The 13,718-nt window shown below is 45.3% G+C and carries 3 protein-coding genes; 2 read left to right on the top strand and 1 reads right to left on the bottom strand.

Translation table 11 applies throughout. The annotated features are described in order from the left end of the window. Positions 1 to 505: 505 nt before the first annotated feature. Complete coding sequence (locus KKZ03_RS18705; protein WP_243218267.1) at positions 506 to 9,271, top strand: GH36-type glycosyl hydrolase domain-containing protein; 8,766 nt, start codon at positions 506 to 508, stop codon at positions 9,269 to 9,271. Positions 9,272 to 9,452: 181 nt separating this feature from the next. Then, the gene (locus KKZ03_RS18700; protein ID WP_243218266.1) at positions 9,453 to 9,938 is read left to right on the top strand and encodes a flavin reductase family protein; all 486 of its coding nucleotides are present in this window, start codon (positions 9,453 to 9,455) and stop codon (positions 9,936 to 9,938) included. A 109-nt stretch (positions 9,939 to 10,047) separates the two neighbouring features. On the opposite strand, the gene KKZ03_RS18695 is transcribed toward KKZ03_RS18700, so the two are convergent. Next, positions 10,048 to 13,545 carry a mechanosensitive ion channel domain-containing protein gene (locus KKZ03_RS18695; protein WP_243218265.1) on the bottom strand — a complete coding sequence of 1,166 codons (3,498 nt, stop codon included), beginning with the start codon at positions 13,543 to 13,545 and terminating at the stop codon, positions 10,048 to 10,050. Positions 13,546 to 13,718: the final 173 nt, after the last annotated feature.

Raw genomic sequence — 13,718 nt, 5'->3', positions numbered from 1 at the left:
TATTTATTGCAAAATGGCACAAATAAAGATTTAATCAGCATTCTCAGTTCTTGATTAATTTTCAATAAACCAGCATTTGTGCTGTGTCGTTATTGAATTTACCGGTTAATGATGTCATAAAACGGGCTTAGGTAAGATATCTTGCCGACAGGCTTTTTGTTTAAGCCAGGATCTCATCAGTCATATGATCACGCCTTAGTCAATCCGGCAATGGAGCTGATTGTATCTGTTAGATGATATCCAGACAGATAATTATAGTTGTTCAGAAAAGTTTTTCTTTTCCCATTGCTCTCAAGCCAAGGATGTCAACTTACGCAGGGAGTTTAGGACACGGTATATCCTGTATAAGCAGGAAATAACTTATCTGGTTCACTATGCCGCTCAGGAAATCGTTTAAGCGTTCATCATTGGCAAGTCGAATTTGGTCACTGAAAGATTCAAAAAAATAATCACCGATAACGGCTCGCTTCAATTTTAGTTTTATTGGGATCGGGAGCATCACATCATGGCAAAGCGGCGAGAAAAAAGGCAGTTTGTTAGGGTAGATCACCCGAGTAGCGAGGAAGCCCCCATTCGCTTTGAGTTGTTTAGTATTGAGCGACTTGAGCAGCATGCCGTCAGTTTGGCGCAGGCACAAAAAATCAGTAATAAGATAAAGGGTCAAAAATTAATCCCCAGGGTGCGAGATAATTGCCGGATTTTGCAAGATGCTTATAAAGCGGTCGCCAAGGCTGTCCATGAGCAACATGCCATTACGCCGGCAGCTGAATGGCTTTTGGATAATTTTCATGTACTTGAAGAGCAGGTCCATGATATTCAGGTGGACTTGCCTGAAAGTTATTATCAAGCGCTACCCAAGTTAGCTGAAGGTGTACTGGCCGGTTATCCTCGTGTTTACGGTATTGCCTGGGCTTTGGTGGCTCACACTGATAGCCGTTTTGATGCTGACTTGTTGACGGTTTTTGTACGGGCTTATCAAGATGTCGATCCTCTTACTATCGGTGAACTATGGGCGATTTCGAGTACCTTACGGGTCTTGCTGGTAGAAAATCTTCGCCGCATTGCTGTTTGTATCATGCGCTCTCAATCCGGCCGTAAGTTGGCGGATGACTTTCTTGACCGGGTCGAACAAATTGCCGCTCAAACGGATAAGCCGGATTTGGTTTTCCCCAAAGGCATATTACCCTCGGAATCACAGCGTCAGGCTTATGCCGTGCAGATCTTGCAGCGTTTGCATGATCGGCATCCGGGAGCACTGCTTTCGCTTGATTTTTTGGATGATTGGCTCAAAGAACAAGGGCTTAATAGAGATGAAATCGTTGGCTATGATGAAATTGTGCATCGAGAGCATGCCGAGCAAGTCGCCAATAATTTGACAGTTCGCAATATTATTATGAGTATGCGGGCTATTTCCGCATTTGAATGGCCCCGGTTTGTTGAAGAAGTGAGTTTGATAGATAAATGTCTGCGCGTTCATCCGGGTTACCGTGCCATGGATTTTCAGACCCGCGATCGTTATCGCCATGCGATTGAGGATCTTGCCAAGCGTTCGCCGCATTCAGAAGTAAAGATAGCTCGTCTATTGATTGACAAGGTCCAGAGTATTGATGAACAACTGACTCCTGACCTTCGCAGGCAAGAGCCCGGGTATTACTTGATCGGTGGCGGTCGCTATACTTTTGAACACGAAATTAACTATCAGCCTTTAATTAAACAACGCTTATTGCGCGGTTATATCGCCCACGCCGGATGCGCTTATTTAAGCAGTCTGGTGTTGTTGACAGGTTTACTGCTTTCACTGCCATTGACGGCCAGTGTTATGGTTGATCTAAGTTACTTTCAGTTGTGCCTGCTGGCAGTATTTGTTTTATTTCCGGCATCAGATATCGCTGTCGGTTTAGTCAATCGATTGATTATAGGTTCTTTGCCGCCGCGTTATTTACCACGTTTTGACTTAAACCGGCTGTCGCAATCTGATGCCGAGGATAGTATCTCACCAATGCCGGGTACCTTTGTTGTTATCCCCACTTTATTTTTTAACGAGCTGGAGGTAAAAGAGCAAATCAAGCAGATGGAGATTCGTTATTTGTCCAATCGGGAGAGCCGGTTATACTTTGCCCTGCTTTCTGATTGGACCGATGCCGATCAGGAAACCATGCCGGGGGATGACCAGCTACTCAGTATAGCGACTACCGGAGTAGCCGCTCTTAATGCCAAATATGGCGAACCACGGTTTTTTGTCTTTCACCGTAAACGTTTATGGAATCCGGGTGAAGGCAAGTGGATGGGATGGGAGCGCAAACGCGGAAAATTGCAGGAGTTCAACCATTTGTTGCGAGGAGCTACGGATACCTCTTTTTTGCCGATAGCCGGCAAAGCGGCTCAAATCGTTATTCCTCCGGGTATTTGTTATGTTATTACCCTGGATACCGATACCAATTTACCCATGGGCGTTGTCTCTCAATTGGTGGGTGTCGCTGCCCATCCGTTAAATCAGCCGATATTTGATCCAAAGACCCGGTGTGTCATCGATGGCTACGCTATTTTTCAACCACGCGTTACCCCGACGCTACCACTGCGCCAGGAGTATTCGCTGTTTCACCGAATTTTTGCCGGCTCTTGCGGTACCGATACCTATTCCAGTTCAGTATCTGAACTTTATCAAGACTTGTTTGCCCTTGGTACTTATAGTGGTAAGGGTTTGTATCACGTCGATGCTTTTGAAGCCGCTTTGGCGGGACGTGTACCGGATAATACCTTACTGAGTCATGATTTGTTCGAGAGTGTCTTTGCGCGCTGTGCATTAATAAACGATATCGAGTTTTTTGAGGAATTTCCTTCTCAAACAGAAGTTGCTGCATCACGTGAGCATCGTTGGACTCGCGGCGATTGGCAGTTATTACCCTGGATTTTTGGCGCTCGCGGCAAAGGCATGCCGATGATCGGGCGCTGGAAAATGCTCGATAATTTACGCAGGTCCCTTTCGGCACCAGGTACCTTATTTACGCTGTTCGCAACCTGGACTATCCCACATGCACCGCAGGCTGTCTTGATTGGGTTTGTGCTGACGGCATTGGCTTTGCCTGCGCTACTGACACTCATGAGTGGAAACAGGACTCAACATCGAGGTGTCTCGCCGGATATTTATATCCGGGTAATGGCGAAGAATATACTCTGGGCAATCGGCAACAGCTTGGTGACGTTGACGTTATTGGTGCAACATGCGTGGCTGATGATGGATGCCATTGTCCGTACGCTGGTACGGCTGTTTATTACTCATCGTCATTTACTTAGCTGGGTGACCGCACAGCAGACAAAAGTCGCCGTAGTGAACTCGCCACATAATCTCATTGCTGCGCTGGTTAATTCATCGGTTGTTGTCATGGCAATCAGTGGCATGATATTAATTTTTAATTCAGCAGCTATCAAGGTTGCCAGCCCTTTTTTACTGTTATGGTGGTTGGCACCGGTCATTGCCTGGCTATTGAGCCTGCCACCCGGACTTGATAAAGCTGAAGCTTTACAGTTAAAAGACAGCGAGCGACTGCGTTTGATCGGTAGACGTATTTGGTATTTTTTTACCAGCTTTGTCACAACCCAGGAGCATTATCTACCGCCGGATAATTTTCAGGAAGACCCCCAGCCTGTTATCGCCCACCGTAGTTCGCCTACCAATTTTGGTCTTTATCTGTTGTCTGTCGTGACGGCCCGCGATTTTGGCTGGCTTGGCTTGATGGACACGGTCGATCGACTGGATAACACGATAAAGACTCTGGCTGAGCTGCCGCGCTTACAGGGGCATTTTTTTAACTGGTACGATACCCTTGATTTACACGTACTGGAACCCCGCTATGTCTCAACTGTTGACAGTGGTAATCTGGCCGGACATTTACTGACTTTGGCTGAAGCTTGCCGGGAAATGCAGCATCGACCACCGGTATTTTTTGATGCCTTGACAGGTCTTATTGATACCCATCAGTTGCTGATGGATACGCTGGCTAAAATAACGGATGACCGGCGTACATTGACGGTTACCTTAAAAGAGCTGCGCCAAAAAGTCCTTGTGATCGGCGAACTTTTGGCAAGTCGGCCGGTTGATGGAAATGGCTGGAGTGATTTGTGGCGGCAGTTAACATTTTGCAGCGATACCTTACAGGATATGGCTCGCGCTTTTATTGCCGAACGCGGTGATAGCAGCGATAGCGAGTTGTTGATATGGGCTACCTTGCTACGCGATGATATTTACTCCCATGTCCGCGATATCGATAGTCTGGTTCCCTGGATTCATTTTACCGGTCATTTAAATAGTAGTGAAGAAGCGCCACTTATGCCTTCACAAACGGCAATATTTTGGCAGCAATTAACTCTGAATACGCCGCTTGTTGAGCTTCCCGGCAGTTATGCGCAGGGCTTAGCAGAGCTTGATGCCATGTCGATAAGTGCTCCTGCGTCTACACAACCGGAAACCAGGATAGCCATAATACGGGAGGCCAAAGAGCAAGCAACAATACTTGTGGAGCGCCTGCAGAGTCTTGTTAAGCAGGTGGATACCTTGTTTTATGAAATGAATTTTGGTTTTCTTTATGATGAAAAATGTCATTTGTTCTCGCTAGGCTACCGTGTTCAGGAAGGTAGTCTTGATTCCAGTTATTACGACCTCTTTGCCTCTGAAGCTCGTCTGGCCAGTTTTGTCGCGATTGCCAAACGCGAGGTGCCGGGTACGCATTGGTTTCACTTGGGGAGACGCTTGATACGCGCGGCTCATGGCACGGTATTACTATCGTGGTCAGGATCAATGTTTGAATATTTGATGCCTTCTCTGGTCACCTATACGCCACGATACAGCTTGCTTGATCAGACTTGCCGTCTGGTTGTGCAACGGCAGATTAATTATGGTAAAGAGCGTGGCGTGCCATGGGGGGTATCGGAATCCGCTTTTAATAGCCGCGACCTTTTTTTTACTTATCAATATTCTGCTTTTGGCGTACCAGGACTGGGGATGAAACGCGGGCTTGGTGACGAGTTGGTCATTACCCCTTACGCTACTGCGCTTGCCGCCATGTATTTTCCTCATGCGGCCGTGGAAAACTTTGAGTATCTGGAAAGCGAGGGGGCTTTGGGTCAGTTTGGTTTCTATGAAGCACTTGATTTTACGCCAATCAGGCTTGCTGAAAAGGAGCGTGTGGCAATCGTGCGCTGTTATATGGCACACCATCAGGGTATGTCTCTGGTAGCGATTGCCAATGCAGTACACGACGGGATAATGCGCCATCGCTTTCATAGCGTGCCGTTGATTCAGTCGGTTCAACTATTATTGCAGGAGCGCATTCCGAATTGTCTGTATACCAACAGCATCCCGGTTCTTAATGATTTTTCTGAAGTAAAAGAATCGTTACAGCCGCCTGTTCGGCGCTTGCCATCACCGACCTCTTCGGTGCCTTCGGCACATTTGCTATCCAATGGCTACTATGCCGTGATGATCACGGCAGCGGGTTCGGGTTACAGTGCTTGGCGGAATTTGTCGATCACACGCTGGCGCGAAGATGTGACACGGGATACCTGGGGTAGTTATATCTATCTGCGTGATGTGGCGAGCGGGCAGGTCTGGTCTGCCGGGTATCAGCCGACGGTAAAGGCGCCCGATTACTATGACGTCGTTTTTGCTGAAGACCGTGCCCGTATTACCCGTGCGGATGGCAATATCGTTAGCATTTTGGAAATTGTTGTGTCCCCTGAAGATAATGCGGAAATCCGTCGCCTGAGTTTGATTAATAATGGCTTACAGGTCCGGGAAATTGATATCACCTCCTACGCTGAGGTGGTACTTGCGCCTTTTGCTGCTGATATGGCACATCCTGCTTTTTCCAATCTGTTTGTACAGACCGAATTTTTACCCAAGCCCTGCACATTGATTGCGCAACGCCGGCCGCGTTTGGCCTCTGAACCGACCCTTTGGGCTGCTCATGTGCTGGCGGACGGCCAAACCGGCAACATGCGGCAATACGAAACCGAGCGTGTGCGTTTTGTCGGTCGTGGACAATCGCTACGGGAACCGGTTGCCGTGATGGATGGCCGTCCTCTGAGCAATACGGTCGGTGCTGTTCTTGATCCTATCTTTAGTTTACGTACACGGGTTAGTATTGCACCCGGTACAACCGAGCACATTATATTTACCACGTTAGTCGCCGATTCGCATAAAATCATTGAAGATCTGGCGGATAAATATCATAACGTAGCTATGTTTGAGAGAGTGTCTTCTCTGGCATGGACTCATGCCCATGTGCAATTACACCATCTGCGTATCAAGCCGGATGAAGCTCAGTTATTCCAGGATTTGGCCAACCGGTTACTTTATGCCGATCCCTGGCTGAGACCATCCAGCAAGTTGCTGCAGATGAATGCCCTTAATGTTACCGGGTTATGGCGGCATGGCATATCGGGAGATCGGCCAATGGTGTTGCTGCGTGTAACGGAACCTGAAGATAATGCCATCGTTGAACAATTACTGCGTGCGCACGAGTACTGGCGTATGAAAGGTCTTGGTGTCGATCTTGTTATTATGAATGAAGATAAACTGTCTTATGCCAAGGCTTTACAGGACAGGCTGGAGGCCATGATCAAGGAAAGTCAGGCATTTTCAGCCGGGCAGCCCCATGAAAATCAGGGGGCAGTTTTTCTCATGCAGATCGATCAGGTGTCAGTAGAAGATCGACAATTATTCCAAGCCGTTGCGCGTACCGTGCTTATCAGTAATCGAGGAACTTTGGCCGAGCAACTACTGCGGCATCCAAGGCCACCGGCAGCGTGGGCTTCACAAAAAGCCCCGAGTACAGCCAATATTCATTCACCAAGACTGCTTCCACCACCTCTTGAATTCTTTAACGGTCTTGGCGGCTTTGCCGATGACGGGCGCGAATATGTGATTGTGCTCGACAAGGGGCAGTGGACACCGGCACCCTGGATTAATGTGATTGCCAATGCCGGGTTTGGTTTTATGGTCTCGGAGTCGGGTAGTGGTTGTACCTGGAGTGGTAATAGCCGTGAAAACCAGTTGACGCCTTGGTCAAATGATCCGGTCAGCGATCCTTCCGGGGAAATAATCTATTTGCGTGATGACGAAACTAATGAGTTGTGGACGCCTACCGCACTACCCATTAGGGTCGACAATGCGAGTTATGTTATTCATCACGGGCAGGGCTATAGCCGTTTTGAGCATGCTTCTCATGGGCTTCATAGTGAACTTCTGCAATTTGTCAGTCCTGACGATCCGATCAAAATATCAGTGTTGACCTTAAAAAATGTTTCCGGACGCTCTCGTCGTCTGACGGTAGCCGCTTATATAGAATGGGTATTGGGCACTTCGCGTACGATCACTGCCCCACATATTATCACCGAACTGGATGTCAATACCGGTGCTCTGTTTGCTTATAATCCATGGGCTGTAGAATTTGGTGAGCGTATTGCCTTTGCCGACCTTGCGGGCAAACAAACCGGATATACAGGCAATCGGGCAGAATTTATTGGCCGTAACGGTAGCCTTGATGCTCCGGCAGGTATGCAAGGTCTTAAAGCACTGAAAGGTCGTGTTGGTGTAGGACTGGACCCTTGTGCCGCCTTGTCGAGGGTGATTAATCTGGCACCTGGTGAAAATATTGAGATTATCTTATTGCTTGGGCAAGGCAATGACCGTGCCCACGCCAGAGAATTGATTGAGCGTTATCGGATAATTCCGGTGGCGACAACTTATACTCAAGTAACCCGGTCATGGCAACAAATGCTTACTAAAGTTCAGGTAAAAACACCGGATCGGCAACTCGATATTATGTTAAATCGCTGGTTGTTGTATCAAACCCTGAGCTGTCGCTTATGGGCGCGAGCCGCTTTTTACCAAGCGGGTGGAGCCTTCGGCTTTCGTGATCAGCTACAGGACAGTATGGCTTTGGCTGTCTCCCGTCCCGATCTGATTCGTGCACATCTCCTGTGTGCTGCAGCTCGCCAGTTTGTTGAAGGTGATGTGCAGCATTGGTGGCATCCACCTACCGGTCGTGGTGTGCGTACCCGTTTTTCTGATGATCGTGTCTGGCTGCCTTATGTCGTAGCCCACTATATCAAGGTGACTGGCGATGTGGGCGTGCTTGATGAAGAAATACCGTTTCTGGAAGGACCGGTGCTGGAGGCGGAACAAGATGACGCTTATTACGAACCGACCCGCTCGCTGCAACAAGCGACTCTTTTTGAACATTGCGCGCGTGCGCTGGACTTAAGTCTGGAAACCGGTATGCACGGTCTGCCGTTGATGGGTAGCGGTGACTGGAATGACGGCATGAATCGGGTGGGTAATAAGGGTAAAGGTGAGAGCATCTGGATGGCCTGGTTTTTGATTGCTACATTGTCCGAATTGACAGGCATTGCAGAAACACGGGGAGACCATGAGCGGGTTATTCGCTGGCGCGATCATGCTGAGCAACTGAAGATTGCCATTGAAGCGCAAGGATGGGATGGGGCATGGTATCGTCGTGCCTATTTTGACGATGGAACGCCGCTGGGTTCTGCCCATAATTCCGAGTGCCGCATTGATTCAATTGCCCAGAGTTGGGCTGTTATTTCCGGTGCCGCAGACACCGGTCGGGCACAACAGGCAATGAATTCAGTACGGGAAAATCTGCTTCGCTATGGTGATCTGGTTTTATTATTGACGCCACCTTTTGATAAAACCGGACATGATCCGGGCTATATCAAAAGTTATCCGCTCGGTATACGCGAGAATGGCGGCCAGTATACGCATGCCGCCATTTGGTCGGTTATCGCTTACGCCATGCTCGGTGACGGTGATCAAGCGATGGAGTTACTGAGTATGTTAAATCCGATTAATCATACGACTACCCGTATCGGTGTTTATACCTATAAGGTTGAGCCGTATGTGCTGGCGGCTGATATCTACGCTGAACCAACCCATATGAGACGTGGTGGTTGGACTTGGTATACGGGGGCTTCCGGATGGTTTTATCGTGCCGGGACAGAATGGCTGCTGGGTTTGCAGATTCGCGGCGATAAAATGATTTTTGATCCCTGTATTCCCAAGGCATGGCGTAGTTACTGCATTTTTTACCAGCACCAAAATACCCGCTATGAAATTACGATTGAAAACCCGAATGGAGTAGAGCAGGGGGTCGCCAGGATAAAATTGGATAACAAATATCTGTTAAAAGCTAACAGTATTACCTTAAAGAATGATGGGCACCTGCATCAGGTGTTGGTAGTGCTCGGTTAATGGTTGTTGATAACTTACAAACAACTTTGGATAACTATTAATAATAGTTACGATTATTTTACCAGTCTGCGCAGGTGGGTTGTGCCATAATGGATAAACAAACGTAAAGTGCTTGAATAGCTGTTTTCTTAAATTCAAAGAAACAGAATTATATAAATATAGTGAATAACCGGAGAGCTAAATGACTGTTAGTGTTGATGATTTTAAAAAGGCTTTGCAACTTTGGGCCAGTGGCGTCACTGTTGTGACTACCCATTCCGAGAAGTTCGGCAATCAAGGTATGACAGTAACCGCATTTTCAAGTGTTTCAGTTAACCCACCGCAAGTATTGGTTTGTATTAATAACGCGGCGGATACGGGTGAAGGTATTCAGGAAAGCCAGAGTTTTTCAGTTAATATTTTAGGCTCGGATCAGCAAGATCTTTCCAATCAATTTGCTGGTGGTGCCAGTCAACAACAGCGTTTCGAAAACACAGACTGGATAGCCGGTATTACCGGCTCACCTCTGCTAAACCACAGCTTGATATCCCTGGATTGCAAGGTTGTTGATAAGGTGCTTGCCGGCACTCACTGGATAATTATTGGTGAAGTCCACGAGTGTATTTTTCGTACGGGAGAACCACTTTTATATTATTCCGGTGCTTACCGGCAACTTGCTCATGATTAACTTTGCCGTTACTCATTAGCCGCGACTAAAAATATTCATAAAAACGCTTATCAAATCACCAAGAATATAGCGCATGAGGTTTTATTTTTCAGCATATTCTTGGTGGTTTTTATTCGAATAAAGCCGGATTAAAACTGCTTTCAACCGGAGGTGAATTAGGTTCCACTGTTTTCTTGATATTAGGGTGCGCTGCTTTAAATTCCTGTACGATTGAACGAACATGAATATCCCGTTGCGGAAATGGGATTTCTATTTTATTTTCGCGCAAGCCTTTTTCAAGAAGAATATGTATCTCGTGAGTCGCGGGTAACCGGTTTGCCAGCTCACTGACAAAAAATCGAATGGAAAAATTTATTGAACTATCGCCAAAACTATCTATTAATACCGCTGGTGCAGGGTCTTTGAGGATAAGCGGCAATGATTGTACGGCATCAACCATTACTTTATGTGCCAGTTCAATATCAGAACCGTAGGCAATACCAATGGGAACCACGATACGGGTTACGGTGTCGCTTAACGTCCAATTATTCAACTGACTGGTAATAAAGGTTTTATTGGGAATAATCAGTTCTTTTGCATCAAAGTCGATTAGTGTGGTGGCACGCATTTTAATACGACAAACTTTGCCGGTAACATTACCAATCGTTACCGTATCACCGACGCGTATCGGGCGCTCAAACAGCAGGATAATCCCTGATACCAGATTGGCAAAAATCTCTTGTAAACCAAAGCCTAGTCCGACACTGAGAGCTGCAACCAGCCATTGTACTTGCGACCAACTGCCGCCAAGTTCATTGGCTATACTAATAAAGCTAATAGTAATTAATACATAGGTTGCCAGCTGGTTAACGGCATAACGCCCTCCCGTTTCTATAGCCAAACGTCTAAATACCAATAATTCCATAACACCGGGGAAATTTCGCACCGAAACTACGGCTAAAAAGAAATATAATCCCGACCACATCAGATTGATTAAGGTTATTGGTTGAAAACTTTGCTGATTATCAATCGTTACTGCATGCTGCCAAAGTACAATACGTTCCAGAAAGGAAAATGCGGGTAAGATATTTTTCCAGATTACCCAAATACCGATAATCAAACTTAAGGTTATAAATACGTTAAGTAGTTTTATAGTTTGGGCATTGATTTTAGGAATGTCGATAAGTTGTTCATCAATAGGCAAAACAGGATCTTCTACCCCTGCTACAGGTTGTTTTTCGTTAAGTTCTGCTGCCTTGCGCTTTTGCATGACATTTTTTATGGCTAACTGCCGATTAATTAAGGTTAACCAACGAATGACCATTTCATTAATAAGGACCATCACAAAAATCAAGCGCAGAGATAAAACCAATTGATCTTGTAGTTCCAGTGCGCTTAAATAATAGCCTGTAACAGCAAAACCAATAATGATTAGTGGTGTGAAAATAGCTGTTGGATACCAGATATAACGTAATTTGGTTAACCAACCATCAGGATTGTTTTTGATAATGCCTTGCAATAAGCCGCTAGCAGGATTGAGTAATCGACCCAAAAAAATCGTCAGTGCCAGCATATAAACGATAAATGTCAGGCGCCCGAGGTTATCGCTATACATGGGTTCTTTCGACGCTGCTGTACTGTTGATAATAAATATCGCTAACACAACGACAAAGCGTACCCAGCCAATTTGTTTGCGCAATAAAGTGGTGTTAGTTTTTTTCCAGCGAAAATGTTTACGTGCGATACCGTCATCTGCAAACAGGCGGTAAAAAAATTGCAGAAAAAGTAGCGGTATTGACGCGCTTTTCAAGCCTTCGCCAATTGCCTGGGTAAAATCAATAAAATGAACATTATTTGTTAAGCACCAGCCTAAATAATAACTAAGCAGCGGTATCGGTAATGCCACGATTAGTGTATAGCCTAATGCTTGCAAGGTATAACTAAACGTATCGGTATAAATTTTTTCAATTTTAACCGAGATAATCAGTAGATGCTTTTTTGCCCAATTTTTGCTGAAGTATAGCAATACTAAACCCAGTATGCCGATGACAATAAAAAATGGCTGCTGCATCCCTACCTTAAGTACGTCTTTACTTAACGCCAGCCAATTAAGCGGTGATAACAGCCATTTTGTTGAATTAAACAGCCCCACGATATAATCAGCGTCAATGGCATTGGAGCTTTTTACCCATAATAAATTTTCATCCAGATAAGCTGCAAACTTGGTTGCTTGATTAACCATTTGTTGTCTGGCAAAATCAAAGTCGCCTAAGGTACGTAGATACGTGATGTAATCACTAGCTAATTTATTAAGCAGTTCTTTCTGGTTGTTCAATAATACCCGCAATTCAGCTTGTATCATCATGCGTTCCGCTACAGGAAGGTTATGATCAACCTGATTCTCCATGATCTCCTGCAAATCTGCATCAATATCTGCGAGTTGTTTTAACTTGTACTCATCTTTATATTGTTCAAGGCTGGTTGATGCTGTTTCATCCTGAATACTTTCTGACTGTATCGAAGCTTGATCCTGGGTCGTTAAATTACGTCGTTGTTCACGCAGGATTTTGCCGAGTACCGGACTTAAACCAGCCAGGCTGATTTTTTTTTCTGCACTTTTAAAGTCATTATCAATTTCACTGGCTTGTGCATCCAATTTGGTTTTTTGCTCGGTATAACTATTGATTTTTGCGGTAATTGTTTGCAAGTCTCGACTGTATTGAATGTTCTCCCGACTTATCGCTTGAATAAGAGGATGCTTTCCAGAAAGTTCTTTTTCTGCTTGACTAAGTGCATCCTGCATCTCTTTAACTTCCTGCTGTCTACGGTCAGTTAGGATGTTTTCTATGGCCGAAATGGCAGGGAGTAGGGCATTTTTTTTAATATCCAATAATCGAAAATTACTATTAAGTAATTCCACTCTGACCGGATTACTGATGGCCTCACTATCCAACATTTTTAATTCTGTTGCACGTGAATCAAGCTGTGTTTTTAAATAGATCTGTTCTGCTTCACTTTCAAGTTTTGAACCGGTTTTATTGGATGAATTTGCCAGTTTACTTTTTATAGCTTCAAAATCTTGTTTTGCTGTTACTGTCTCTTCGCGAATAAATTGGGGACGACTCTGTTGCAAAGTAAGTTCATTTTCCAACTTGCCTGTTTGTTCGTCTAAAGCACTTATTTTTCCTTTCTCAATAATCAGTCGTTGATCCAGTTCTTCAGTAGGTATTCGGGTAAAATCTTCGGGTTTTTGTTTGGATACCTGTTGCAGAGTCTGTTCAATTTCTTTTTGTAGCTGTTTGGTTTTTTGTGGTGCTTGTTTAATCGCTTGATTAAATTCAACGATTCGCGCCTTAAAGTTCTCGCTGTTGCTTAGATTATCCAGCGCTGATTGATAGGCAGACAGGACTTTGGCTTTAAGCGCCTCATCAAGACCTTGCCTGTTATTGATAGCCTCAATGTTGGCTTGTAATGTACCTTTAGTGATTTCAATAGCCGTGCCATTTTGCTCCCTGGTTGGGGCAGCTTTTTTAGCCCATGTCTCAGTGGAGCCAAAAAAGTTAAGCAACAACAAAAAAAGTAATACAGAAATCTTGCAATAAAAAGCAGAAAAATCAATAAGTTTCATAGAGTTATTTTAGATGTGCGAATAAATAAACAGAGGGTTATTTAGAGCTGGACATCACTCTATAATAAACGGTTCAACTTTATCGGAGATGAACAGTTTTTGTTGTTATGGTGTTGGTAGGGTATTTCAAGGTAGTCGCCGCAGACTAGAACCGGGCAGTTTTTCCATGTTGT

This window comes from Methylobacter sp. S3L5C (assembly GCF_022788635.1).
Taxonomy (GTDB): Bacteria; Pseudomonadota; Gammaproteobacteria; order Methylococcales; family Methylomonadaceae; genus Methylobacter_C.
The sequence above is the reverse complement of the archived record's forward strand: the minus strand, read 5'-3'. Positions and strand labels throughout refer to the sequence as shown.